Annotated in this window: 19 protein-coding genes; 8 read left to right on the top strand and 11 right to left on the bottom strand. The window is 62.4% G+C overall.

The annotated features are described in order from the left end of the window. Position 1 precedes the first annotated feature (1 nt). The 11 genes from pbpC to BLL36_RS14790 form a co-directional block, all read right to left on the bottom strand. Positions 2-2,299, bottom strand: coding sequence for a penicillin-binding protein 1C (gene pbpC / locus BLL36_RS14840; protein WP_076952150.1), 2,298 nt, complete (start codon positions 2,297-2,299; stop codon positions 2-4). After that, positions 2,280-8,084 (bottom strand): alpha-2-macroglobulin, encoded by a 5,805-nt coding sequence (locus tag BLL36_RS14835; RefSeq protein WP_076952149.1) that lies wholly within the window; start codon positions 8,082-8,084, stop codon positions 2,280-2,282. Before BLL36_RS14835 ends, pbpC begins: the two co-directional genes overlap by 20 nt. Positions 8,085-8,269: 185 nt before the next feature. Then, complete coding sequence (locus BLL36_RS14830) at positions 8,270-8,470, bottom strand: DUF3077 domain-containing protein (protein WP_076952148.1); 201 nt, start codon at positions 8,468-8,470, stop codon at positions 8,270-8,272. 366 nt (positions 8,471-8,836) lie between these two features. Beyond that, positions 8,837-9,424, bottom strand: coding sequence for a mobile mystery protein B (locus tag BLL36_RS14825; protein WP_076952147.1), 588 nt, complete (start codon positions 9,422-9,424; stop codon positions 8,837-8,839). Then, the gene (locus tag BLL36_RS14820) at positions 9,415-9,879 is read right to left on the bottom strand and encodes a helix-turn-helix domain-containing protein (RefSeq protein WP_076952146.1); all 465 of its coding nucleotides are present in this window, start codon (positions 9,877-9,879) and stop codon (positions 9,415-9,417) included. Before BLL36_RS14820 ends, BLL36_RS14825 begins: the two co-directional genes overlap by 10 nt. Positions 9,880-10,040: 161 nt before the next feature. Then, positions 10,041-10,973 (bottom strand): phosphatidate cytidylyltransferase, encoded by a 933-nt coding sequence (locus BLL36_RS14815; protein ID WP_076952145.1) that lies wholly within the window; start codon positions 10,971-10,973, stop codon positions 10,041-10,043. Position 10,974: 1 nt separating this feature from the next. Next, the gene (locus BLL36_RS14810) at positions 10,975-11,595 is read right to left on the bottom strand and encodes a lysophospholipid acyltransferase family protein (protein ID WP_049710832.1); all 621 of its coding nucleotides are present in this window, start codon (positions 11,593-11,595) and stop codon (positions 10,975-10,977) included. Positions 11,596-11,604: 9 nt separating this feature from the next. Continuing rightward, on the bottom strand, positions 11,605-12,048 hold the full coding sequence (locus BLL36_RS14805) for a hypothetical protein (RefSeq protein ID WP_076952144.1): 444 nt from the start codon (positions 12,046-12,048) through the stop codon (positions 11,605-11,607). Then, positions 12,038-13,336, bottom strand: a complete 1,299-nt coding sequence (locus BLL36_RS14800) for a phosphatase PAP2/dual specificity phosphatase family protein (protein ID WP_076952143.1) — start codon at positions 13,334-13,336, stop codon at positions 12,038-12,040. The genes BLL36_RS14805 and BLL36_RS14800 overlap by 11 nt, the downstream gene beginning before the upstream one ends. 2 nt (positions 13,337-13,338) lie before the next feature. Then, positions 13,339-15,093 carry a bifunctional alpha/beta hydrolase/class I SAM-dependent methyltransferase gene (locus tag BLL36_RS14795; protein WP_076952142.1) on the bottom strand — a complete coding sequence of 585 codons (1,755 nt, stop codon included), beginning with the start codon at positions 15,091-15,093 and terminating at the stop codon, positions 13,339-13,341. 10 nt (positions 15,094-15,103) lie between these two features. Then, on the bottom strand, positions 15,104-15,727 hold the full coding sequence (locus BLL36_RS14790; protein WP_076952141.1) for a CDP-alcohol phosphatidyltransferase family protein: 624 nt from the start codon (positions 15,725-15,727) through the stop codon (positions 15,104-15,106). Between the two features lie 349 nt (positions 15,728-16,076). On the opposite strand from BLL36_RS14790, the gene hflK (BLL36_RS14785) reads away from it, so the two are divergent. The 8 genes from hflK (BLL36_RS14785) (at position 16,077) to cfaB (ending at position 25,218) form a co-directional block, all read left to right on the top strand. Beyond that, positions 16,077-17,981 carry a protease modulator HflK gene (gene hflK, locus BLL36_RS14785; RefSeq protein WP_076952140.1) on the top strand — a complete coding sequence of 635 codons (1,905 nt, stop codon included), beginning with the start codon at positions 16,077-16,079 and terminating at the stop codon, positions 17,979-17,981. A 12-nt stretch (positions 17,982-17,993) separates the two neighbouring features. Then, positions 17,994-18,974, top strand: coding sequence for a protease modulator HflC (gene hflC, locus BLL36_RS14780; RefSeq protein WP_076952139.1), 981 nt, complete (start codon positions 17,994-17,996; stop codon positions 18,972-18,974). Continuing rightward, complete coding sequence (hflK, locus tag BLL36_RS14775; RefSeq protein ID WP_076952138.1) at positions 18,971-20,005, top strand: protease modulator HflK; 1,035 nt, start codon at positions 18,971-18,973, stop codon at positions 20,003-20,005. Before hflC ends, hflK (BLL36_RS14775) begins: the two co-directional genes overlap by 4 nt. Next, positions 20,002-21,888 (top strand): cation-translocating P-type ATPase, encoded by a 1,887-nt coding sequence (locus BLL36_RS14770; RefSeq protein ID WP_076952137.1) that lies wholly within the window; start codon positions 20,002-20,004, stop codon positions 21,886-21,888. Before hflK (BLL36_RS14775) ends, BLL36_RS14770 begins: the two co-directional genes overlap by 4 nt. Positions 21,889-22,004: 116 nt before the next feature. Then, positions 22,005-22,256 carry a BufA2 family periplasmic bufferin-type metallophore gene (gene bufA2, locus BLL36_RS14765; protein ID WP_076952136.1) on the top strand — a complete coding sequence of 84 codons (252 nt, stop codon included), beginning with the start codon at positions 22,005-22,007 and terminating at the stop codon, positions 22,254-22,256. Positions 22,257-22,321: 65 nt separating this feature from the next. Beyond that, the gene (bufB, locus tag BLL36_RS14760) at positions 22,322-23,167 is read left to right on the top strand and encodes an MNIO family bufferin maturase (RefSeq protein WP_076952135.1); all 846 of its coding nucleotides are present in this window, start codon (positions 22,322-22,324) and stop codon (positions 23,165-23,167) included. Further along, the gene (locus tag BLL36_RS14755; protein ID WP_076952134.1) at positions 23,158-23,946 is read left to right on the top strand and encodes an HvfC/BufC N-terminal domain-containing protein; all 789 of its coding nucleotides are present in this window, start codon (positions 23,158-23,160) and stop codon (positions 23,944-23,946) included. Before bufB ends, BLL36_RS14755 begins: the two co-directional genes overlap by 10 nt. Before the next feature lie 87 nt (positions 23,947-24,033). Next, positions 24,034-25,218 (top strand): C17 cyclopropane fatty acid synthase CfaB, encoded by a 1,185-nt coding sequence (gene cfaB, locus BLL36_RS14750; protein WP_076952133.1) that lies wholly within the window; start codon positions 24,034-24,036, stop codon positions 25,216-25,218. Positions 25,219-25,349: the final 131 nt, after the last annotated feature.

Below are 25,349 nucleotides of genomic sequence, written 5' to 3'. Positions count from 1 at the left end.
TTCACGGCACAAACTCCACCTTCAACCCCCGACTCGCACTACGCCCCTGATCATCACTGACCCGCAACCGGTACTCCCCCGACTTCCCCGGCCGCCAGTTCAGCGTGCTTTGCGGCGGGCCCTGGCCGATCAAGGTTTGATCGGCAAACCAGTACAGCGTCGTCGCATCGCTGGCGGCGTTGGCGTTCAGCGGGATGCTTTCCTGTGGCTGGGACAGACGCAGTTGGTAGCTCACCTGGGTCAGCGGCGAGCGGATCTGCGGCGCTTCGCTTTGGTCGCTGATGCGGTTGGGCTGGCAATTTTTCATCACGTTGGGCGGCGTGCGTCGGGGCAGGCCGGCGGCGCGGTAGAGGCGTTGCACGTCGCTGGGCCAGAACTCGAAGACTTCTTCGCGGGTGTACTGTGGGTCGAACGGCGGGCACGCGGCTTTGCCGGTGCGGGTGTCGATCAGCACCCGGCGGTGCAGGTTGGACACGCGAATCGGCGAAACGCCGGGGATGTACCAGGTCTTGCGGGTTTGCGGGCACCAGCGGTTGGGCAACTCGCCGGAGGCGGCGCAGACGTCGATGCGCACCAGACCGGCGGGAGGCTTATCCGGCTTGATCACCACATTGGGCAAGGCCAGGGGCAGGGCGTCGGCGATGCGGAAGAACAACGGCGCGGCGGTCTTGGCGCCGATAAATGCCGGGTTCGGCCGGCCATCGAAATTGCCCACCCACACCACCAGCACGTACGGTCCGACCAGGCCGGCGCTCCAGGCATCGTGAAAACCCCAGGATGTGCCGGTTTTCCAGGCGGTGCGCCAGTGGCGGCTTGGCAGGCCATCCGGGCGCGGGTTGCGGCGCAGCATGTCGCGCACCATGAACGCGGCCTGAGGCGTCAGCAGTTGGGCGCCGGTGGTTTGGGGCTGTTCCTGCAAATAGCGCAAGGGTCGCAGATGCCCGTCGCCGGCGAGCATCACATACAGCCGCGCCAGTTCTTCCGGGGTCATCTCGCCGCCACCGAGGGCCAAGGCCAGGCCATAGTGGCTTTCATCGCGCAGGCCTTTGATCCCGGCGCGTTGCAGCAGCCCATACAAGGAAGGCGATTTGAGTTGGCTGGCCAGCCATACTGCCGGGATGTTGCGGCTACGGATCAGCGCATCACGCGCGGTCAGCGGCCCGACAAAACTGCCGTCGAAATTTTCCGGCTGGAAGTAGCCGAAGTTACTCGGCAAATCCTTAAGGATACTCATGGGGTGGATCACCCCTTGGTCCAGCGCCAGCCCGTACAGGAAGGGCTTGAGCGTCGATCCTGGCGAGCGCCTCGACAGCACGCCATTGACCTGACCGTGAATGCCTGTGGATAAGTAGTCCGCCGAACCCACCAGCGCTTTGACGCTCTGGTCGCGGCTGTCCACCAGGATCGCCGTGGCGTTTTCCACACCCGTGCTGCGCCGCTCGGCGATAAAGCCGGTGATCAAGCGTTCAAGCAATTGCTGCAGCGGCAGGTTAAGTGTGCTGTTCAACTCGTTGCCAGGTTGAGAGGCCAGCAACTGCTCGCTCAGGTGCGGCGCCAGGAACGGGATCTGCTGACGGTTGCGTGCTTCCAGGGGCAAGTCCAGCAAACTGTCGTTGCGCGGGTCCTGTGGATAAGTCTGGCGCCAGTCAGCCATCAACCGCAGCCGCGCATTTTGCAGCGACGGCCCGAAACGCGCACGCCGTCCCGGCTGTTGCGGAATCACCGCCAACGCCAGCGCCTCGGACAACGACACCTGCGCCGCCGATTTGCCGAAGTAAATGCGGCTTGCCGCTTCGGCACCTTCGATGTTGCCGCCCATGGGCGCCAGGTTCAGGTAGGCCTCAAGGATGTCGTGCTTGCTGTAGCGCGCCTCCAGCCACAGCGCCAACGCCATCTGCTGCAACTTGCCCGGCACTTGGCGGGTGTTCAAATCCCACAAGCGCCGCGCCAATTGCATGCTCAAGGTCGAGCCGCCCTGGCGCAAGCCACCGCTGTAGGTGGCCATCGCCGCGCGCAGCAACGCTGGAGGGTTGATGCCTGGGTGCCAGTAGAAATTACGGTCCTCCTTGAGCAGCAAGGCTTCGACCAGTGATGGCGACATACGCTCAAGTGGCAACCACAGGCGGTATTGGCCGTCAGCCGCCAACGTCATGCGCAGCAGCGAGCCGTCGTCGGCCAACACTACACGCGACGAGGTCACCGCCTGTTCCAGCGGGGCATGAGGCCAAAGCCTCAGCCCCACCAGTACCGCTGCCGTTGCGAACAGCGGCGTGAGGCGTTTAAGGCTTGGTAATTTCAAGCTGGCCTACTTTGCCGCGCCCTTGCAGGGTGGTTTCGTACATGCCCTCGGCGTAGGCCGGTGGCGTATTGAAGGTCCCCGCGTTGGTAGCCCGTACGCGGTAGACGAACGTGCCTGCATCACGCAGCGCGGTGCCGTACAACACCACCCGATCATCACGTACGTCCACGTAGTCCGGCTGCCAGTCGCTCAGCTCGGTTTCGCCGATGGGCGCTTGCCAGGCGTGTTCTTCCTGGCTGTCCTCTTCCACATACTCCGACTCTTCGCCCTCGCTTTCCTCGCTGCTGGCGGCTTCCGGCTCCGCCGGCAAGTTATACACAGGCTCGACGCCACCCGGCAGCAGGTCGACCACGGCCACTTGCTGCACCTGGTCGCGGTCAGTGGCACGCAGTCGCAGGCGCACCAGGAACTCGTCACCCACGGCCACTGTTTTTACCGGCTCGCCTTTAAGGTCGAGGTATTCGTGAATGATTTCCAGGCCATTGTTGATCGGCTTGAGCTTGGCGCCCTTGTCGAAACCGGCTTCGCTGAGCATGTAGAACGCGGCCGGGCCGTCGGATTTTTCCATCACCAGCTTTTGCGTGGTGCCTGGCACGGCGGCGCGCGGTGGCTGGCCGGCCATCTCCAGTAATTGCTGCTGCTTGTCACCCAGCCAGGCGGTCGCCTTGAGGGTCATGTCGGTTTGCGCACGCTGACCATAGTTGTCCAGGGCGCGCAGCAGCAGGGCGGCTGACAGCGAGTTGTAACGCTGCTCGTTGAGGCGCTTGCCAAGTTTATCCAACAGCGCGGCGGGCACGTCGTCCAGCAGCTCGGGGAAGTGGCGCGCCAGCAGGTGCAGGTGTTCGGCATCATGGACCAGCGGGTCGTAGTACAGCCCGTCGCTGTCCCACTTATCCACAAGGGCGCGCCACGGGATTTTGCGGAACAGCGTATCGGCCTGGCGATCCTGCTTGAGCAATTTGTAGCTGGCCGCCAGGTAGGCAGCGCCCAGGTCGTTCTGCCAGGTGTCCTTGAAGTAGCGCTCGTAACGCTCGCGGATATCGCTCAACGCGCCACTCACCAGAATCCCCTGACGGCTCAGCAGGTAACTGGCGTAGGCACGGTTGCGCAATTCCGACAGGCCTTCGCTAGGACCGTTGGCCAGGTCTGTCAGATAGGCATTGGAGCGCACCAGCAGGTCTTCCGGTACCGACAACCCGCGCTCCTTGGCTTCGATCAGGAAGTCTGTTGCGTACAGGCTGGCGTACGGTGCCACGTCCGGGTTGGCCGCCCACAATCCAAAGCCGCCGGCCTGGTTCTGGCGTTGGCGCAGCATGCGCACGGCGCTGCCGAAGGCTTGTTCGGCTTCAGGTGCGTTGCCGCCCCAGATCAGGGCCGGCATGGCTTTGGACACCAACTGCTCGGTGCAGGCGTAGCCGTAGTCATCCAGGTAATGCTTGAGGCCGTTGGCCCACACCAGCGGCGAGGCCGCTACGCCCAGTTGAACGTCGCGCAGCTGGCTGAACAGCTCGCGGGTGGGCTTGAGCTCTTTGCTGGCGCTGTCGAAGCGGCCCAGGCTCAAGGCCACGCGATGTTCGCTCAAAGGGCGGATCGAGGTGGTTTCCGCCACTTGGATACGTTTGCCGTTGGGCAGCACCGCGACAAAACGCAGGTCCGCCGAACCGAGGGTTTCGCCGACCTTGATCTTGAACTCGGCGGTGCCCTCTTTGCGCGGTTGCAGCGACAGGGTACTGCCTTTGTCACCTTGCACCTTGAGGCCATCGCTGGTCTGCAATTCAAACTTCACGTCTGCCGCTGCGTCGAGGTTGCTGAATACCCCGGCGCTGACATTGAACACGTCTCCAGGCGCCACAAAGGCCGGTACGTTAGGCGTGATCACGATCGGCCCGCGCACCTCGGTATTGGCTTCGCTGACCCCGACGCTGTCGCTGTCCACCGCTACTGCAAATAGATGCAGCTTGCCGTTGAAGCTGTCCGGAACCTGGTAATGCAGCACGGTTTCGCCCGCCGGCAAGTCCACCAACCCTGACCACCAGGCCACCGGAGGCTGGTGTTTACGTTTGAATGGATTCAGGTGGTTGGCCAGGGCGCCGTCCGTATCGCCACCGGGCGCTGCGCCACTGAGCAGACGGCTGAATTCCGGCAGGATCAAGTCAAGGATCTGGCTGGTGCCGACCTCCAGCGCACGCTTCTGGAAGAAAAAGCCCAGCGGGTCCGGCGTCTGGTAGCGCGCCACTTGCAGGATGCCTTCATCTACCGCATACACCACGGCGCGGCCCGGGCGGTCGGCGGTGACCTTGATGTCGAGCATTTGCCCAGGCTCGATTTTCGCCGGCCCTTCGACCTTCAGCGCCATGCGCCGCGCATCCAGGTTGATGCTGAACGGCACCACGCCGTAGGACAGCGGGCTCATGTACACCTCGGACGAGCCCATATCGCGCACAAACTGCACGTTGACGTAGGCATTGCCTTCAAGCCCGGCAGGAACGCGGATATGTTGCACGCTGTTGGTGCTGTCGGCCTTGAACCACTGCTGGGTATACACCTTGTCGCGCTCGATGGTGATCAAGCCGGCACCGGTATACGGCGCGCGGATGCTGATAGCGATCTCATCACCGGTGGCGTAGCTGCGTTTATCCAGGCGCAGTTGCAGCTCGGCGTTGCGTTCCAGGGAGCGCGATGTGTTGCCACGGCCGGCCACGCTGTAGTCGATCTGGTTGAGCAGGTTACCGTTGGCGTCCTTCAGTTGCAGGGTGAAATCCCCCGGCGTGCCGGTGTTCAGGGTCTGCTTGGCGCCTTCCTTGGTCATCACCAAAGGTGAAGCCGGCTGGCTGATATTCTTAATGCGCGACTCGTATTTGTAGGTGCCATTGGATTGCTTGACCAATACCGACACGTAGCGGTGTTCCACCACTTCGCTGGTCAGGCCATCCACCGCGAGCGGAGTGAGGTCTGGCGCGACGGCCAGCCATTGCACCTGGCGTGGCGCGTCCTTGGCGACGTACGACAGCGAATCCTGACTTTTCACACCGACCAGGTAAGGCGCGGACGACACCAGCAACGCACTTTGCGCTGCCACATTGCGCCCGCCTTCGGCCTCGAACACTTGGGTCATCACCTGCAGGCGATACGTGCTGTTGGCGAAGCGTTGCAGGTTGAGGTCGAGCACGGCCTGGCCGTTGTCGTCCACGGCGGTTTCGGCCAGGTCTTCGGCGCTGGCGTCTTCCAGGGAGTCGTTAAGGCGGAAGCGGTAATCGGGATAACGGTCAAACGCCGCGAGCGTTGGGCTCAGGGACATTTTAGCGGTCACGCGGCGGCCCGACGCCGGGGCGCCGAACAGGTGCATGGCGGTGACTTTGGCCACGACCTGGTCCGGTGGGATCCAGCCTTGCACGGGCGTGTCGTGCAGGCTCAGGCTGACCTTCATGCGGTCCGGTTCGAAGTCGCGGACCTTGAAGCTCACGCTGCCCAAGTCGGTACGGGTCTGTTTCTGGCCAATCAACTGCAAGGTCGCGGTGTAGTCCCCGGCGGGGGCGACTTCGCTGCTGGGGAAGTCAAAGGTTTCAAAACCGCTGGCGGACAGTTTCAACGGCTGGCGAATCACTTCCAGGCCCCGCGGATCGGTGATTTGCAGCTCCACCGGCAGGCCTTGCAGTGCGCCTTTCCAGTTGCCGCTGCGCACGATCATGCCCAGGTGCGCGGTTTCGCCGGGCCGGTACAGCCCACGGTCGGTAAACAGGTAAGCGCTGAGGCGATCAATCGCACCGTCTTCCTCCAAGCCGCCAACGTCGAAACGCGACAGATCCAGCTGCTGTGACTGACGGGCGATGGGCAGGAAGGACTGGTCATTGCCGCGAGTGACTACATACATCAGCGGCGTTTTCTCACGGCGCAATTCATCCAGCTTGGCGAAATGCGCGTGGCCTTCGCCATCGGTGTGGCCACTGGCGACGGGCAAACCGTTGCGGCCGATGATGTCGACTTGCGCATCGGACACCGGCGATCCATTGCCGATGGACTGCACATACACGTCATGGCTGCCATCACTGGAGCGTTTGGCGATGATGCCAAGGTCGGTCACCACGATAAAACGCAGGTCGCTGGTACTGGTGCGCTCGTATTCGAACGTGCGCTCGGCGGGTTCATCCTGCGGGCTGAGCTTGAGCACGAAGATGCCGCGACGGCCGCCGTTGGCGGTCAGGTAGTGGCTGAGGTCGACATTGTCATAGACGGTTTTCGCCGGGTCATTGGATGACAGCGCAATGTCCAACGACTGGCGCTCGACCATGCGATCGAAGTATTCGTTGCCAAAGTTCGGCCGGGCAAAGCTACCGCTGCTCTGGTCCACCAGATGTTGCAACTGGTTAGGCAACAGGCGCGCGATTTCCACGTGGGCGCCGGGTACGCCTCGGGCCATGAAGCCCAGGCGTTTTTCGCCGGTGAGGCTGAGCAAGGCGCCGTCGGACAGGAACTGCAACGTGCGCGGGTACGCGGGCATGCTGATCAGCGACGCCGTCGGATTCTTCGCCAGATAGCCGCCGATGGCTTCCAGGTTGGCGGGCACGCGCACATACACGGCGCGACCGGCCGGTGCCTTGAATTTGAAGGCATGCAGGGTGTTCAACGGTTCGACGCTGGGCACATGGGCCAGGTTGAGCTTGGTGCTGCGGGCGAGAAGGGCGTCGTCAATGTCGTTGCTGCTGTAAGGGCGCGTGTCGTCCTGGGCTTTTTCCGGCAACAGCCAGGCCTGAACCTTACCGGCGATGGTGTCATCGGCCACGGCGCTGGAGCTGCTGAACATCAGCACCGGCTCCGGCTCGCTGCGCTCGTTGTCCACGAAGCTCACTTCGGCCGCAGTAAAGGTCAAGCGATAGCGGCCAGGCACGGTGACTTCCGCCACCAGCGGCGCGTTAGTGGCGTTGCCGCCGTCGCGCGCCTTGATGCCTTCGTCGAGCTTGGCGCTCACGGGCGTGCTTTCCAATGGCGTGGCCAGGGCGGCGGAGCGCACGTAGGCGTTGAGTTTTTTCTCGTCGAAGGTGATTTCCGGACGATTGGGCAACTGGGCGTCGCGGTAGGCCAGGCCTTTGCCCAGGGTAACCGTTACCCGTTTGCGCAGGGTGTCTTCGTCAACCGGGTGGGAAAAATGGAAGGTCGCCACCAGCTGTTTCAACGTCGGGTTGGACGGGTCCTGATACAGCTCGTTTTGCGCCAGGGTGGCGCGGAATGGTTGGGTGGAAAACTGCGTGCTGTATTGGTCCAGCAGCACGCCGTCCGCCAGCAGGTCGCGCTTGGCCAGATCGAGGGTGAAATGGGCGTCGATGGGCCAGTCTTTTTCAGGTACGAACTGCAAGGTGCGGTCGTCGGACCAGCGCCAGGCGCCGGCGACGCTCGGTTTGAGCGTAATGCCCTCGGTAACCGGCTTGCCGATGGCCGCCAGCGGGGCCACGGATTCGCCAAAACGCACCTGCAAGTTATCCACAACCGGCGTTTGCTGGGTGTAATCGGTGAGGTTCGGTTTGTGCAGCGAGTAGCTCGCGGTATGCGGCTGCGGCAGGTTGGAATACCAATGCCAGCCGTAGAACCCGGCGGCGGCGAGCAAGACCAGGCCCAACACCCCCGCACCGGTCTGACGCGGATAAGCGCGAGCCTTGTTGCCCAGGTTGCCCAGCCCACGGCCGATCGCACGTAGCCAGAACGGCGGATGCCATTGGCCAAGGACGGCACCCACCACACTGGATAACGCGCCGGCAATACGGCGGCTGAGCGCTTTGAACGAATCGAACATGGTGGGCATCCCTGGCTAAGTGCGGCGTATCTTACACGCGTCTTTGCTCCAAAAGATGACGGCAATACGCCGTACCGCCAGGTGTTTTGCACAAAAGTGAGACGTAGCGCAAAACCGATCAAAACTGCGCAGCATCCCATCTCTTCAACAAGGAGCCTGGCCGCGTTGACAGGCTCGCCACAGCGTTACTGCGGACTCATGCACTCCAGTGAACGATCCACCATGACTTTGGCCATTTCCATCAGGTAGCCGGCGGCTTTGGGCGAATCGCTTAACCCTTCGGCACAGTGGAGCAGGTCCGAGGCGTAGGCCAGGGCGTCTTCCAGGCTGAGGTCGGGATGGGTGGTGAAAAAATGGTGGGGCGGGTTGGGTTTTACTTTGCTCATTGCGGTAACTCCAATGTAGGTAATTGGAGCCGACAACCATCGCTGCTAAACAATGGGTGGCAGCTGTACGCAGGTTAGCAGGCCGGAACATTGGGAACCCGGCGCACCCGAAAGTGCCCTGCGCACAGCCACCATAAAGCCTTGGCATAAAAAAACGCCATGCTTGAGATGGCGCTTGTGCGCCCAATGTTGAACGTTCGAGCTGCTAAACCCGGTCACTGAACTGGCAGTGACGAACGCAGACTAGCCATCGAAAGGGCGGGGCACAAGCGGCTGGGATTCTCTCGGAAATGTCCTGCGAAAGAAAGGGACGCGGGGCGTAGGAGACGTAATTTCAGACTTTGCCCGTCATCCTTAAGCGGCGCTTCAACTACGCACGAATGCCAACAGCAGAGCGTAATCATTGGCATCAGCAGCGCGAAGCGCCTGGATGTAGCGTTGGCGAACTTCGGTCGCGGTCACCAGGTTACCGCGCCCCCAGGAGAAGGGCGCAAGACCACATTGCCTGAGCAGGCAATCGGTCATGAGGCGAGCATGTCTGCCGTTGCCATTCGGGAAGGCGTGTAGCCAAACAAGTCGATGATGAAAGCGCACCGCAACCTCTTCTGGCGGGAAGACGTTGTGCTCCAGCCAATAAGCCATGTTGTCGAGTAACTGGCGCAAGTTGACGGCAATCTGCGTCCAGTCACAGCCGATATTCTTATCTGATTTGCGGAACGTGCCGGCCCATTTCCATGTGTCGTCGAACATTTTCGCGTGCAGCTCACGGCGGAAATGATCGTTCAGCACATCCAGCTTTCTCTGCCGGGCTATCCAGCGTGAGGCTTTGACGATGTTTTGCGCCTCCCACTCATCCAATTCGCCTTGGGTGGCGATGTGTCTCGGTTTCAGGCCAGCGACTTCGTCAGGGTCGAGAGGGGTTTGGCCGGGTTTAAGTTCCAGTTCTATTGCCATAGGCGTTTCCACGAACCGTCGAGCAATTCTTTGCGGCGCTCATCAATCTGACGTTCGATGAACGCATCGGAAGGCCGTTGATCTTCAAGGCTCATGGAATGTGCGACGCCTAGGATTTCTTGCTTGGCCATCAGTTCGGCGCGGTCTTGTATGACTTCATGCAGAGGCTTTTTGGGGACCAGGCCGTAGACGAGTTCACAGTCCAGCGCTGCCGCCAGCTTTCTCAGCTGTGCGAGCGATATCCGATCTTCGGCCTCGGAGCGTTCGGATTTGGTCAAGGTCACTGAAGAGACGCCCGCAATTTCGGCCTGAGCTCTTAATGAGCGACCTAGCGATTCTCTGATAGACCGCAGCCAACCGCCTTGCGGAACGGGCACGCCTTTAACGGTATTGAAAGGTTCGATGGCGCGTTCTACTTGAGAAAGGCGCAGCTTGTAGAGATTGGAAGTACCCATGATAAAAGACCTTTGTAAGCTTATAGGCTATCAATATTGAAATAGATATTAGCCTATAGGCATACAAAAAATATAATAAATAAGCCTATAAGCTAACAGAATATACGTTATCGTTAGCCGATAGGCTTATAAAACAATTCAATTTGTTAGCTTTAAAAAATTCAAGTCCACCAGTACCGCACCAGATGGAAGAAAATCGGCGCCGCAAAACACACCGAATCCAGCCTATCCAGCATCCCGCCGTGGCCTTCGATCATGTGTCCCCAATCCTTCACACCCCGGTCGCGCTTGATCGCCGACATCACAATCCCGCCGGCAAAGCCGAGCAGGTTGATCAGCAGCGCAATCAAGAATGACTGCCACGGGTTGAACGGCGTGGTCCACCACAACGCGGCGCCGATCAGGGATGAGAGCAGAATCCCGCCGACAAACCCTTCCACCGTCTTGGACGGTGACAGGTTGGGGGCGATCTTGTGTTTGCCGAACAGCTTGCCGCACACGTACTGCAGCACGTCGGACAGTTGCACCACGATCACCAGGTAGGCAATCAGCAGCAGGTTGCGGCCTTCGTAGCCGGGGATGTCCAACGTCAGCAACGCCGGGACGAAGGATACGCAGAACACGGCGATCATCAGGCCCCATTGCACCTTCGAGGCGCGTTCCAGGAAATGCGTGCTGTCGCCGCCCAGGGAGGCAAGGATCGGCAGCAGCAGGAACACGTACACCGGGATAAAGATCGAGAACAGCCCGTACCAGTCCGAGTAAATCAACAGGTATTGCAGCGGCAGTGCCAGGTAGAACGCGGCGACCAGTGCCGGGTAGTCGCTGCGGCGGGTGGGCGTGAGGGTGAGGAATTCGCGCAGGGCGTAGAACGACACCGCGTAGAACAACAGGATCACCGCGCCGGTGCCCAGCCAGAAGGCGATGCCGATCACCACCACCATCACCCACCAGGCGTTGATGCGTGCGTTGAGGTTGTCGATCACCGCGTTTTGGGTGCCGCGTGTGCGCAGCTTGAGAATCAGGCCAATCAGCGAGGCGAGCACCAGGATCGCGCCGATACCGCCGAACAGCATCAAGGTTTGGCTATCCATGTCAGGAATGCTCCGGGGCGAGGGCGAGCAGGGCGTCGCGGGTACGGGCGAGAAAGGCAGCCTTGTCTTCGCCTTCTTCCAATTGCAACGGCGCGCCGAAGCTGGTGGTGCACAACAGTGGCAGCGGCAGCACGCGGCCTTTGGGCATGACCCGGTTGAGGTTGGCGATCCACACCGGGACCAGTTCGGCCTGTGGGTAACTTTTCGCCAAGTGGTACAGGCCGCTTTTGAACGGCAGCAAGCCGTCCTCCAGGTTGCGTGTACCTTCGGGGAAGATGATCAGCGAGTCGCCGCCTTCCAGCGCGTTGAGCATGGGCTGCAACGGGTTATCCACAGGGTCCTTGCGTTCACGGTCAATCAATACGCCGTTAAACACCCGGTTGATGATGTAGCGACGCAAAGCGCTTTTGTTCCAGTAGTCGCTGCCGGCTACCGGGCGCGTGAATTTGCGCAGGTTCTGCGGCAAGGAGGCCCACAACAGGACAAAGTCGCCGTGGCTGCTGTGGTTGGCGAAGTAGATGCGTTGCACCGGCACTGGCGCGCAACCCAGCCACAGGCTGCGCGCGCCAGTGACGGTGCGGGCCATGGAGGTAATCAGCGTGGCGACCACGGGTTCGAACATGGGGGTTCCTTATCCGGCGAAAGGCAGCCAGGGGCTGGCGAGAATGACGCCCAGGGTCAGCAGCGCTTGCGCGGCCAGCAGCCAGGCTTGTTTGCGCAGCAATTTAAGGGCACCGCGACGGCGCTCCGTCCAAGGCCGGCCGGCACGCTTGGGCGATTGCAGGCCAAGGGTTTGCAGGGCCTGGTCGAGGTCCGCCGTGCGGTCGATATCGCGGGCCAGCAGGGCGAACAGGTCGGCATCCAAAGCCACGCGCAGCGCCCAGTACTTTTGCAACAGCCCGAGGATAATCATCCACAGGCTGAGCAGCAGGCAGATCGGCGCAATGCTGGCCATCAGCAATTGGGCGAGGCCAAACCCGACACCGATCAGCGTCAGGCCTGTGGATAACTGATCCAGCGAACGGCCACGGCGCAGCAGGCTGGCGACAACCTGAAGTTCCATATCAGCGGGCATGGGGCAAACCCTCCAAGGCTTCACGGTGTGCGGGGTGCAGGACCACATCGGCCCGCGCTGTACGAATGATAGCCAGCGCATCCTCTATCGTCGCGGCGCGTGCGGTATGCAACAGCCAGGCGGCGACGGCGGTGGCGCTACGTGAGTAGCCGAGAGCACAGCACACCAGCAGCGGGCCATTGCGGCGCAGGCGCTCGATGGCTTGCGCGGCTTGCAGGCATTCGGCGGGTGTCGGGGCGATCAAGTCCAGCACCGGGATGGATTGATAGGCGCGGCCCTGTGGATTAATCGGCAATTCGGCGCACATATCGACGATGGCCTTGAAGGACTCCTGCTCGCTTGCTGTAGGAATGCGCCCAAGCCAGACGTTATCCACAATCAGGTCAGGCTGTGGATGCTTGCGGGTCCACAGGCGCGAATTGACCCACGCGGCCGCCAGATAGGGCGCATACAGCCAGCGCGCAGCAGGTGTCAGCCGACCATCGGCACGCTTCTGGAAACCCGCGGCCCCCAGCAGCAGATAATTCGCCATGACCAAGCCCAGGGAAACCGCTGGCCACAGTAGCCATAACCCACCACCGCCTACGGCAAAGGCAAGGATCGCCAACACCAACGCGCCCAGGCCGTAACGCAGGCCCAACCGCCAACGCTTGGGATCCCGTGTAAATCGGGCCTTCAACAGCGGGCTCGGATGCTCCACCGGCCACAGCCACACGCAGATCCAACCCGCGAGCGCGCCTGTGGGTAGGTCAATAAAGTGATGTTGATAAGTGGTCAGCACCGAAATACCGATCAACGCGAACCAGCCATGCACCAGCCAACGCCATACACCCTGGGCATGCCGCTGATACATGACCCACAGGATCACCAGCAGTGCGATATGCAGCGAGGGCGCCTGGTTGAACGGCTTGTCGAACCCGGCCAGCACCGCGAACAGCCAGCCGAACACGCCGTCTAGCTCCGGGCGCTCGAAGGTAAAGCGCAGCGGCCAGATCAGGAAGCAGCTCACTGCGATCAGCTGCGCACTCAACAGGCGCAACGCGTGTTGTTTCAACTCATGCCGTGTAGTGGGCAACAGCAGGGAGAACCCATAGAGCAGGTCGATGGTCCAGTAGGGCACGATGGTCCAGGCCCAGAACGGCATATGGGTTTCCCAGCCGAACACCAGCGTACCGACGTCACTGCGTTGGCTGGTGACCCAGGTCGCAAAGCCGTAGGTGCTGAAAAACAGCGGCGCCAACAGCAGCAGCCACAGCAACGCGGGTTTGAATAAACCGGGTTCGCGCATGCTCAGATCTTCTGCGCCAGGGACACGGTAAAGATGCCCCACTCATCCACACGCTGGGTGATCTTGCGGAAACCGGCGGCCTCCACCAGTTGATCCATCTCCGCCTGGCTGCGTCGACGCATCACCCAAGCCTGGCCCTGGCGGTGGCTGGTCAACGCGCGGGCGATCAGTTCCAACTGCGGGTGCCACGGTTGGCCGGTGTAGACCAGGTAACCGCCGGGCTCCACCGCTTCGGCCAGGCCGGCCAGTGAGCCGCCGACCATGGCGTTATCGGCAAACAATTCATACAACCCGGACACCACCGCCAGGGTCGGCTTGGGCTCCAGCGCGGCCAGATCCAGGCGGTCGAACGCATCGCCTTTGACGAACTGCGCGATATCGCCCAGGCCCTTCTCGCGGATCAACGCGCCACCGTCGCGCACGTTGATGTCGCTGTAGTCGCGCAGCAGGATCGATTCCGGCAGCGGCGACACGCCCTGCAACGCTTCGAGAATGTAGCGGCCGTGGCCAGCGGCAATATCCACGATGCGCACTTCGCGAGCATCGGCGCGCAACTTGGCCATGGCCAGGCGCAGCAGCTCCTCGACGTTCAGCTTGCGCTGGCGAATGCCGCGCCAGCCGATGGAGTTGAGGTAGTTGGTGTCAATCATCCGGCCCAGCCCGCCCTTGCCGGTGGGTTGGTTGCGGTACACGTAGTCCAGGGTGCTGCCGGAGTCGAAGCCGGTGTCGAAGCCCAGCTTTACGCCTTCCGACAGGTTCTTGCCCAGGCCCATGCTGGCGCGGGTCATGCGCCAGTACAGGTCGCGCAGGGAGTTGCGCGGCAGCGGCGCTGCGAGGGCTTCGGATTCGGCGCAGGTGGCGCCCAATTTGTCGGCATCGAGCAGCGAGGCGCGGTCCAGCGGGTATTCGAAGTTCTGCAGGATAAAACGCCTGGCGCTGTTCACGGCGGTGGCGCGGTCGCGTTCGCCCAGGGTGTCATGGAAAAACCCGGGCAGGACATGCAGTTCTTTTTTCAGGCTGCCCAGGCGGTCGAAAAATTGCTGCTGGGGTTTGCGGTGCACCACGAAGTCGGAGCCGGAGGCCAGCAGTTGAGTCGGCACCTGGATCGCCTGGGCGTCGGCGACCACTCGGTCGGCGGCTTCGTACAGGCCCAGTAGCACATTCACCGAAATAGCCTTGGTGATCAGCGGGTCAGTGTCATAGGACGCCACGCGTTCCGGATCGTGGCTGAGAAACTTGGCCTTGACGTAACTGTTGACGAAAAAATTGCCGCGCAACTTGCGCATCAGCGCCAGCCCCTGCCGGGCGAAGGGTACGTAGAGCTTCACCTTGAACGCCGGGGAAGCGAGCACCAGCGCGCGGATCCTGGGCGCGTAATCATGCACCCAAGTCGCGGCAATCACCGCGCCGACGCTTTGGGCGATGACGGCGAGGTTCTCTTCCTCGATGTGATACGTGGCGCCGATGTGATTGCAGAAGGTCTGCACATCGCGGGCGCTGGTGGCGAAGCTCGGGCTGTCACCGCGCTCGCCGGGGGACTGGCCATGGCCGCGTGCATCCCAGGCGAAGAAGTCGAATTGCGGCAGGTTCAGTTCATCCACCAGATGGGCGATCCGCCCCGAATGCTCATGGCCGCGATGGAACAACACAATTGCCTTGCGCACCTGGCCATCCGCGGGAGCGGTGGCCGGCCAGTGCCGGTAGAAAAGCTCAACGCCATCATGGGTACCGAAGTTGTGCTCTTGCTGTGTGCGCATCGCAAAATCCTTATGCAGAAGGGGAAGTGTCTGGTTGTTCTTTGAGGCCTTGGCGTACGCGATTGACCAGGGTGTAGGCGAGCAGGGCGGCCACCAGCCACATCACCGCGTCGACCCAAGCCGCGCCGAGCCAGCCCAGCGCCACGCCGGTGGCCAGCACGCCCAATACAAACGCCCGATCGCTCTTGCCCATCGGCCCGTCATAGCGGCGCGACGCGCCCACCATCGGCCCCAGCACGCCGGCGTATTCGCTGAACACCGCCAGCAGCGCCACCAGCAGCACCGGCGCCAGGCTCACGCCAGGGATCAGCGCAAAGGGCAGGATCAGTGCGCTGTCGGCGATCACGTCGCACAGCTCATTGAGGTAGGCGCCCAGGCGCGACTGCTGGCCGAATTCCCGGGCGAGCATGCCGTCGATGGCGTTGAGGGCCATGCGCAGGATCATCCACAGCGGGATCAGCGCAAACAGCCACAGGTGTTGGGCAAAGCTGGCAATCAGCAGGCCGACCAGCAGCGAAACCACGCCGGCCAGCACGGTGATCTGGTTGGCGGTGGTGCCGTTGTCGTAGAGGCGCTGCACGAGCGGGCGCAGCAGGTTTTGAAAACGCGGCTTGAGCTGGTAGATCGAAATCATGAGGGGTAACGCATCCTTGTCCGTGGACCCGCGAAAAAGTGTCTGGAGTGTGCCGATTAATCGCGGCCCGCACCAGTGATGGCGCGTGTTTATGGGGGTTTAGTCACGGTCTGGAGCTCAATGATGTACTCCTGTGGGAGCGGGCTTATGTGGGAGCTGGCTTGTCGAGTCGTCGCACCGCTGCGATAGCATCACCTCGGTGCGACGGATAGACCGAGGTGTCTGCATCGCAGGCAAGCCAGCTCCCACAAGGGTTTTGGGGGGGGATTCGAAAGCGGTGTTCAACGAACAAAAATTTCACGCTCCGTGTTATATCGTAACGAATTATGTACGAGCGGACGTTGAGTGGATGCAAGTGGATCTGGAAGCTGACGGCGCTTCGGTGGAAGGCCTCCCGCGTTTTCAACAGGGTGTGTTCCATGCCCGTCGTCTGCGTCAGGCCGGTATAGGCCTGACGGGTTTGGCGGTCGCCGGTTGGGTACTGGCACTGTTTGTCGCGCTGTTTGCGCCGCTGTCGATCTGGCCGGTGGTGTTGATCAACTGTGCGTCGGCGTTGTTGCTGCTGGTGGCCGGGTTGCAATCGGCGTGGTGGGTGGCCGACTGGCGTGCCCAGGCGTTGGAGCCGCCGACGGTTGAGGTGCCCCTTGAAGAAACGTCCCGGTACGCGCGCATTGTGCAACGTCTTGGCAGGCAGATCGGTGCGCCGGTGTTCTGGCTCGCCGGCTGGTCGCTGCTGGCGCTGGTCAGCGTCATTGAATTCTGGAACCTGGCGCTGCCCGCGGCCCCGGTCGGGCAATCAGCAAGCATCGGTGCGGCGATGGCGTTGGCCTTGGCGTTTGGCCTGTTGGTGTTTGAACGTCGGCTGGCCCAGGAAACCGTCGCGCAGTGGCCTGAAGCCTCGCAACTGGCGCAACTGAGCCGGGTAGCGATTATCTGCCTGCTGATCAGTGCAATTTGCCTGCTGTTTGCCGGGGCTGAGTCCGTCTGGCCGGTGCGGTTGGCGGTGTTGATCGGCCTGCTGCCGGCGCTGGTCGCGCTGGAGTTTCTGTTAAGGGCGGTACTGTCACTGTTCAGCCCACGTCAGCCCCGTCTCGAACCGCGCTTGATGGCGCACAGTTTCATCGCCGGTTTGCTGCGCTGGCCGCCGCAACCCCTGCTCGCGTTGCAGCATGAGCTGCACAACCGCTTCGGCATTGACCTGCGCCAGATCTGGGCGTTTACCTACATGCGCAGGGCGTTTTTCCCGGTGCTGCTTGTAGTGCTGGCGGTAGGCTGGGCACTCACTGGCGTGCACGAAGTGCCCCTGCAAGGCCGTGGGATTTACGAGCGCTTCGGTAAACCGGTGCAAGTCTTCGGCCCTGGCTTGCATGCTGGGTTGCCCTGGCCGCTGGGCCGCGTGATCAGCGTCGAAAACGGCGTGGTGCACGAACTGGCCACCAGCGTCAGTGAAGCCGCCACGCCAGAACTGGCGCCCGCCGAAGGGCCGGCCCCGTTGATTGCCAATCGCTTATGGGACGCCAGCCATGTGAACGACAAATCCCAAGTGATCGCCAGCAGCAGCGGTGACAAGCAGAGCTTCCAGATCGTGAGTATGGATGTGCGTTTCGTCTACCGCATCGGCCTCACCGACCAGGCCGCGCTCGCCGCCACCTATAACAGCGCGGATGTACCGAAGCTGATTCGCAGCACCGCCAGCCGCATCCTGGTGCATGACTTTGCCTCGCGCACCCTCGATGAATTGCTCGGCGAGCAACGCACCCTTCTGGCCGATGAAATCGGCCGCGCCGTGCAGGCGGACCTGCAAACACTCGACAGCGGCGTGGAAATCCTCGCCACGGTCGTCGAGGCGATCCACCCTCCGGCCGGCGCCGCCAATGCGTATCACGGTGTACAGGCCGCGCAAATTGGCGCCCAGGCCCTGATTTCCCGCGAGCGCGGCGCCGCCAGCGAGCAAACCAACCAGGCCTTGTTGCTGGCCAGCACCGCCCGCGACCAGGCCCAGGCCACCGCCCATGAAGTGAACGCGGGCGCCCAAGCTGCCGGCCTGCGATTTGCCGCTGAACAAAAGGCCTATGCCACGGCCGGCCAGGCGTTCGTGCTGGAACACTACCTCGGCCAACTCAGCCTGGGCCTGGCCCACGCCAAGCTGCTTATTTTGGATCACCGCCTGGGCGCCGATGGCGCGCCGACGATTGATCTGCGTTCTTTTACCTTACCGGCCGACCCTTCGGTGCCGCGTAAAGCCGTTCAATAAGGAGTCTGTCTGTTGAGCGCTCATTCCCACGATCACCATCACGGCCATCACCATCATCACCACGGCGATGACCAGGCGGCAGGCCCGTTCCCCTGGCGGCGCATGGCCTGGGCGTTGCTGCTGGTGCTGTTCGCGGTAGCCGCCGCCAGCCTGGTGCAGGTGCGTTCCGGCGAGGCCACGGTGATAACCCGCTTCGGCAACCCGTCGCGCGTGCTGCTGGAGCCGGGCCTGGGCTGGCGCTGGCCGGCGCCATTCGAAGCGGCGATTCCGGTGGACCTGCGCCTGCGCACCACGTCCAGCGGTTTGCAGGATGTGGGCACCCGCGATGGCCTGCGGATTATCGTGCAGGCCTATGTGGCGTGGCAGGTGCAGGGCGATGCCGACAATGTGCAGCGCTTCATGCGCGCGGTACAGAACCAGCCGGATGAAGCGGCGCGGCAGATTCGCACCTTTGTCGGTTCGGCGCTGGAAACCACGGCGGCTAGCTTCGACCTGTCGAGCCTGATCAACACCGACGCCAGCCAGGTGCGCATTGCCGATTTTGAAGCGCAATTGCGCCAGCAGATTGATCAACAACTGCTCACTACCTACGGCGTGCGCGTGGCCCAGGTGGGGATCGAACGGCTGACCCTGCCGTCGGTGACGCTCACCGCCACGGTCGACCGCATGCGCGCCGAGCGGGAAACCATCGCCACAGAACGCACCGCCGTGGGCAAGCGCGAGGCGGCGCAGATCCGTTCCGCCGCCGAGCGCGATGCGCGCATTGTGCAAGCCGATGCCACGGTGAAAGCCGCCGATATCGAAGCGCAATCGCGGGTTGAAGCGGCGCAGATTTATGGCCGGGCCTACGCCGGTAATCCGCAGTTGTATAACCTGCTGCGGTCCTTGGACACCCTGGGCACAGTGGTTACACCGGGTACAAAAATCATTCTGCGTACCGACGCTGCACCGTTCCGTGCATTGGTGGACGGGCCGAAGGATGTCCAGCCATGACCGAGCGTGACAGCCCGGACAGCCCGTGGATTCAGGCCGGGCGCCTGACATTCATGGCGCTGTACGCGGTGACGGTGCTGGCGGCGTTGGCCTGGGCGTTTTCCAATGTGCGCCAGATCGACCCGCAGAACCGCGCCGTGGTGTTGCACTTCGGCGCCCTCGACCGTATCCAGAATGCCGGGTTGTTGCTGGCCTGGCCGCAGCCGTTCGAACAGGTGGTGCTGTTGCCGGCTGCCGACCGGGTGATCGAACGTCGGGTAGAGACCCTGCTGCGCTCCGACGCGGCGATCCAGGCCGACCGCGTGGCCAGCTTCGCCACGCCGTTGAGTGATGCGCTGGCTGGTTCCGGTTACCTGCTGACCGGCGATGCCGGCGTGGTGCAACTGGATGTGCGGGTGTTCTACAAAGTCACCGAGCCTTACGCCTTTGTGTTGCAGGGCGCGCATGTGCTGCCGGCCCTGGACCGCTTGGTGACGCGCAGCGCCGTGGCGCTGACGGCGGCGCGCGACCTGGACACGATCCTGGTGGCGCGCCCCGAACTGATCGGCACCGACAACGGCGCCGCCGAACGCCGTGAGCGGCTGCGCGGTGACTTGGTGCAAGGCATCAATAAACGCCTCACCGAACTGGCGTCCACGGGCCTGGGGTTGGGCATCGCCGTCACCCGTGTCGACGTGCAGTCGAGCCTGCCGGGCCCGGCGGTGAATGCCTTCAATGCGGTCCTCACCGCCAGCCAGCAAGCCGATAAGGCGGTGGCCAACGCGCGCACCGACGCTGAAAAGCTCACCCAGAATGCGGCCCAACAGGCCGATCGCCTGGTGCAAGTGGCGCACGCCCAGGCCAGCGAACGTCTGGCCAATGCCCAGGCGCAAACCGCGACCGTCGCCAGCCTGGCCCAGGTGAAAGACCCAGGTCTGCTGCTGCGCCTGTACCGCGAGCGCCTGCCGAAGATTCTCGGCCAGGCCGGTTCCGTGACCACGGTCGATCCGAAAGACGACGCCCGCTTGATCATCCAGGGAGCCGAACAATGAGCGCACCCATGCTGACCTCTGCCGAGCAGCGCAGCGCTGCCCGGCAATTGACCCTGGCCATGCTGGCCTTGGGCTTGCTGGTACTGGGCCTGGTGTGGCGCTGGCTGGCGCCGGACCAGGGCGGTGTCAGTCAATTGCTGCTGGGCGTGGCGTCCCTGCTGGTGGCCGTGCCGGTGATGCGTTCGGCCTGGTACAGCCTGCGGTTTCCCAGCCTGCATGGCATCACCGACCAACTCATCGCCCTGGCCATGCTCGGCGCCTGGGCCACCGGGGATCTGCTGACGGCGGCGTTGTTGCCGATCATCATGATCTTCGGCCACGTGCTGGAAGAGCGCAGCGTGATCGGCTCCCAGGAGGCGATTCATGCCCTGGGCAAGCTGACCCGCAGCCATGCGCGGTTGGTGCAGGCTGACGGCGGCATCGTGGAAGTGGACAACGGCACGCTGAATACCGGCGATGTGGTGGAAGTGCGGGCGGGTGACCGAGTGCCGGCCGATGGCGTGGTGCTGTCGGGCCAGGCGAGCCTGGATACGGCGCCGATTACCGGTGAGTCGGTGCCGTTGGAAGCCAGCGTCGGCGTGCAAGTGTTTGGCGGCGCGATCAACCTCGACGGCGTGTTGCGTCTTGAGGTGACCCGCACCGGCAATGAATCCACCCTGGGCAAAGTCATTGCACTGATGCAGAACGCCGAGCGCTCCAAACCGCCGATCACACGGCTGCTGGAACGCTATGCCGGCAGCTATATGGTGCTGGTGTTGTTGCTGGCGGCGGTCACTTGGTTTGTGACCAATGACGCCCAGGCGATGCTTGCCGTGCTGGTGGCGGCGTGTCCGTGCGCATTGGTGTTGTCGGCGCCGGCCACGGCGATTGCCGGTATCGCGGTGGCGGCGCGGCACGGCATTCTGATTCGCAGCTCGGCGTTTCTGGAGGAACTGGCGGACCTGACCTCATTAGTGGTCGACAAGACCGGCACCCTGACCTTTGGCACCTTGCGTCTGCAATCCCTCGAAACCGCTGCGCCGGATCGGCAAACCGTCTTGAACCTGGCGGCCAGCCTGGGCTCGGCCAGCAGCCATCCGGTCAGCCGGGCGCTGGCGGTGCTGGCGACGCAGGAACACAGGCTGGCGCTGACCGATATCCGCGAGCGCCAAGGCCTTGGCGTAGTGGCGCAAACCGATCAGGGCGAAGCGGCGCTGGGCCGGCCAGAGCTATTCGAGCAATTGGGTATCGTCACTACAGCCGTACCGATTCACGATGGCCCCATCGCCGGGCTGGCGCTGAACGGGCAATTCCTGGCCTGGCTGCTGCTGGCCGATAGCGTCAAACCGGAAGCCCGCCAAGCCTTGCAAGAGCTGCGTGACCTGGGCCTGGGTCGCCAACTGCTGCTGACCGGTGACCGTCAAAGTGTGGCCGACAGCCTCGCGTTGGAGGTGGGCATCAGCGACGTCGAAGCCCAGGCACTTCCGGAGGACAAGCTCAACCGCGTCCTGGGTGAAATCGGCAGCGGCTTCCGCCCGATGGTGGTGGGCGACGGCATCAACGATTCCCTGGCGCTCAAGGCAGGTGTAGTCGGGGTGGCCATGGGCGCGGGCGGGGCGGATATCGCCCTGGCGTCGGCGGACGTGGTGCTGATCGGCAGCGACCTGCGGCGCCTGGGCACGTGCGTGCGCTTGAGCCGCCAGTGCCGGCAGACGTTGCAGGTCAACGTGATCATCGGCCTGGGTTGGACCTTGGCCATCGTCGTGTTTGCCGCGTTTGGCTGGCTCGGGGCGGCAGGCGCGATGATTGCGGCGGTGCTGCATAACCTCAGTACCTTGCTGGTACTGGGCAATGCCGGGCGTTTGCTGCGCTTCCAGGAGCCGCTGTTGAAGCTTGAAGACTGATTTTCCGTTTTTTTGGAGAGGGCTGTAACGCCCGCAGTGCACCTCACTCTAGTGGTGTGTCGAGACTGAGCAATCCGTTCGGGCCGACCTACCTACTGATCGATGAGGACTACACAATGAAGATCAAGAACGCCGTTTCCGGTGCTGCCCTGGCTATCGCTGCCGCCACGATGTTTGCCGGTGTCGCCACCCAGGCACAGGCCGCCGACGCTACCGTTCATTGCTACGGTGTGACTTCCTGCAAAGGCATGAACGACTGCAAGACCGCTGAAAACGCCTGCAAGGGCCAGGCTGTCTGCAAGGGCCACGGTTTCAAGGCCATGACCAAGGCGGCCTGCGACGCTGCCGGCGGCAAAGTCGGCGAGTAATCGCAAAACCGGGTGCACCGCAGCGGGTCTCCAAGCCGCTGCGGACACTTTTCCAGGAGTCCTTGATGGCCACGTCTCTTCCCTTCCTGGGCTACGGCCTGGGTTTACGCAACGAATATTACGAACAGATTCTTGAGCAATCACCGCCGGTGGATTGGTTCGAAGTGATCTCCGAGAATTATCTGGTCCAGGGCGGCAAAGCCTTGTACTACCTGGATGCGATTGCCGAACGCTATCCCCTGGTGATGCATGGCGTGTCCCTGTCCATCGGCGGCCCCCACGCCCTCGATACCGAGTACCTCAAGCACATCAAGCAGCTTGCCGAGCGTATCCAGCCCATGTGGATTTCGGATCACCTGTGCTGGAGCCGCGGCAGTGCCCACCAGTTGCATGACTTGCTGCCACTGCCGTACACCGAAGAAAGCCTCTACCACGTGGCCGCCCGCGTGCGCCAAGTGCAGGACGTGTTGCAACGCCCCCTGGTGCTGGAAAACGTCTCCAGTTATGTGCGCTCCAGGGCGGACGAATTTACCGAGTGGGAATTCCTCAATGCCCTGGCTCACCTGTCGGGGTGCCAGTTGTTGCTGGACGTCAACAACGTGTATGTGAGCTCGCGCAACCATGGTTTCGACGCGTGGACCTTTATCCGCAACCTGCCGCCGGGGAGCATCCGCCAGCTGCATCTGGCGGGGCATATGGATTATGGCGACTATGTGGTCGATACCCATGACCATCCTGTCTGTGATCCGGTGTGGGCGCTCTATCAACAGACGCTTGAGCACCTGGGGCCTGTGTCGACGCTGCTGGAGCGGGACGATCATTTCCCGCCTTTCGAGGACCTGCTTGCCGAGTTGAGCAAAGCCCGCCAATTGGGCGCGACGGCCCTGGCCAGGAGACAGTCATGCGCCTGACCGATTGGCAGTTGGCCTTTGAAGACTATCTTTCAGCCGAAAAGCCCAACGCCAGCAGTGGCTTCGCCGCCACCTTGCTGGGCGGCCCGACGCTGGCTGTGGACACGGGCCTGGCGATTTACCACAACGCTTATCTCTCGCGGCTGCAGGACGTTTTGCGGCATGACTTCAGCGCGGTTCTTTACTGGCTGGGCGACGATGAATTCGCGGCGCTGACCGCGGCCTATGTGCGCCGTTACCCATCGGTTCATTACAGCCTGCGCTGGCTGGGCGAGCGTTTTCCCACATTTATCCTCGAGCACTTGGTGGCGGAGCAAAGTGCGCCGCTGGCGGAACTGGCGCGGTTAGAGTGGGTGTTTACCCTGGCGTTTGATGCGCCGCAGGGCAAACCACTGACCCTCAACGACATGACCTTGTTGCCTCCCCAAGCTTGGCCGGTGTTGCAGGTGAGCCTGGCGCCGTCGGTGCAACGGGTGCCCTGCCATTTCAACAGCGTTGCGCTCTGGCGTGCCAGCAAGGACGAGTCCAAATTCCCTGGGAGCCAGGCCTTGGACTCGGCGCAGACTTGCCTGGTATGGCGCTATCAGCGTGTGTGCCATTACCGCAGCCTGGAACCCGCCGAGGCCAGCGCTCTGGCGGGGATGGCGACCACCGGCTGGAACTTTGCCGAACTGTGCGCCGAGTTGGCAGTCACTTACGCAGAGGGTGCGCCATTGCAGGCGGTCACGTGGCTGAAACAGTGGATTCAGGAAGGCCTGCTCGAGCGCCGAGCTGCATAGAAGAGGGCTATCAAATCGATAGCCTCCTACTTTGTCTGCGAATGGTCTACCCTCATTCAGACGTCTGAAACAAGGGGGGGACTACTCATGCTCGCGCAACTTCCACCGGCCTTACAGAATCTTCAGCTACCACTGCGTCTTCGACTCTGGGACGGCCATGAATTCAACCTGGGCCCCGAGCCCAGTGTGACCATCGTGGTGAAGGATCCCACGGTCGTGACCAGGCTGACCCATCCAACGCTTGACTCACTGGGCGAAGCCTTCGTCGAGGGCAAGCTGGAGCTGGAAGGCTCTATTTCGGAAGTCATCCGCGTATGTGATGAGTTGAGTCACGCCCTGATCGAAGACGACGAGGGCAGCCGCCCGGTACGCTCGTTCCACGATAAGGCCACCGACGCAGCGGCCATTTCCTATCACTACGACCTGTCCAACGAGTTCTACCAGCTGTGGCTGGACCAGGACATGGCGTACTCCTGCGGTTATTTCGAAACCGGCAGCGAATCCATCGACCAGGCCCAACAAGACAAATTTCGCCATCTGTGCCGCAAATTGCGGTTGCAGCCGGGCGAGTATCTGCTCGACGTCGGCTGTGGCTGGGGTGGGTTGGCGCGTTTTGCCGCGCGGGAATTCGGGGTGAAAGTGTTCGGTATCACCCTGAGCAAGGAACAGCTGGCACTGGCCCGGGAACGGGTTAAAGCTGAAGGCCTGGAAGACCAGGTGGACCTGCAGTTGCTCGACTACCGCGACCTGCCGCAAGACGGCCGTTTCGACAAAGTGGTCAGCGTGGGCATGTTCGAGCACGTCGGCCACGCCAACCTGGCGCAGTACTGCCAGACCCTGTTCGGCGCGGTGCGCGAAGGCGGCCTGGTGATGAACCATGGCATTACCGCCAAGCACACCGACGGCCGCCCTGTAGGCCGTGGCGCCGGTGAATTCATCGAGCGTTATGTGTTCCCCAATGGCGAGCTGCCGCACCTGGCAATGATGACCGCTGAAATCAGCGAAGTCGGGCTGGAAGTGGTTGACGTCGAAAGCCTGCGCCTGCACTACGCACGCACCCTGGACCATTGGAGCGAGCGTCTGGAAGACAACCTGGAAGCGGCAGCGAAAATGGTGCCGCAGCAGGCATTGCGGATCTGGCGCCTGTACCTGGCCGGGTGCGCCTATGCGTTTGCGCGTGGCTGGATCAACCTGCACCAGATTCTGGCGGTGAAGCCCCATGCGGATGGCAGCCATGAACTGCCGTGGACGCGGGAGGATATCTATCGCTGATCTCAGAACGCTGGAGACATAAATGTGGGAGCTGGCTTGCCTGCGATGGCTGTGTGTCAGGACCGGATGAGTTGACTGATACACCGCCATCGCAGGCAAGCCAGCTCCCACAGTTAGTTAACCATTGTCTA

Origin of the sequence: Pseudomonas cedrina subsp. cedrina, from assembly GCF_001983175.1 — a bacterium.
GTDB lineage: Bacteria > Pseudomonadota > Gammaproteobacteria > Pseudomonadales > Pseudomonadaceae > Aquipseudomonas > Aquipseudomonas cedrina.
The sequence above is the reverse complement of the archived record's forward strand: the minus strand, read 5'-3'. Positions and strand labels throughout refer to the sequence as shown.

Bases quoted from the DNA above. Each gene is read 5' to 3' on its own strand.
- hflK (WP_076952140.1), top strand. From the start codon at position 16,077: ATGCAAGTGGATCTGGAAGCTGACGGCGCTTCGGTGGAAGGCCTCCCG.
- hflK (WP_076952138.1), top strand. From the start codon at position 18,971: ATGACCGAGCGTGACAGCCCGGACAGCCCGTGGATTCAGGCCGGGCGC.
- BLL36_RS14800 (WP_076952143.1), bottom strand. From the start codon at position 13,336: ATGCGCGAACCCGGTTTATTCAAACCCGCGTTGCTGTGGCTGCTGCTG.
- BLL36_RS14795 (WP_076952142.1), bottom strand. From the start codon at position 15,093: ATGCGCACACAGCAAGAGCACAACTTCGGTACCCATGATGGCGTTGAG.
- cfaB (WP_076952133.1), top strand. From the start codon at position 24,034: ATGCTCGCGCAACTTCCACCGGCCTTACAGAATCTTCAGCTACCACTG.
- BLL36_RS14755 (WP_076952134.1), top strand. From the start codon at position 23,158: ATGCGCCTGACCGATTGGCAGTTGGCCTTTGAAGACTATCTTTCAGCC.
- BLL36_RS14770 (WP_076952137.1), top strand. From the start codon at position 20,002: ATGAGCGCACCCATGCTGACCTCTGCCGAGCAGCGCAGCGCTGCCCGG.
- BLL36_RS14830 (WP_076952148.1), bottom strand. From the start codon at position 8,470: ATGAGCAAAGTAAAACCCAACCCGCCCCACCATTTTTTCACCACCCAT.
- BLL36_RS14790 (WP_076952141.1), bottom strand. From the start codon at position 15,727: ATGATTTCGATCTACCAGCTCAAGCCGCGTTTTCAAAACCTGCTGCGC.
- BLL36_RS14835 (WP_076952149.1), bottom strand. From the start codon at position 8,084: ATGTTCGATTCGTTCAAAGCGCTCAGCCGCCGTATTGCCGGCGCGTTA.
- bufB (WP_076952135.1), top strand. From the start codon at position 22,322: ATGGCCACGTCTCTTCCCTTCCTGGGCTACGGCCTGGGTTTACGCAAC.
- BLL36_RS14825 (WP_076952147.1), bottom strand. From the start codon at position 9,424: ATGGCAATAGAACTGGAACTTAAACCCGGCCAAACCCCTCTCGACCCT.
- BLL36_RS14815 (WP_076952145.1), bottom strand. From the start codon at position 10,973: ATGGATAGCCAAACCTTGATGCTGTTCGGCGGTATCGGCGCGATCCTG.
- BLL36_RS14810 (WP_049710832.1), bottom strand. From the start codon at position 11,595: ATGTTCGAACCCGTGGTCGCCACGCTGATTACCTCCATGGCCCGCACC.
- bufA2 (WP_076952136.1), top strand. From the start codon at position 22,005: ATGAAGATCAAGAACGCCGTTTCCGGTGCTGCCCTGGCTATCGCTGCC.
- BLL36_RS14820 (WP_076952146.1), bottom strand. From the start codon at position 9,879: ATGGGTACTTCCAATCTCTACAAGCTGCGCCTTTCTCAAGTAGAACGC.
- BLL36_RS14805 (WP_076952144.1), bottom strand. From the start codon at position 12,048: ATGCCCGCTGATATGGAACTTCAGGTTGTCGCCAGCCTGCTGCGCCGT.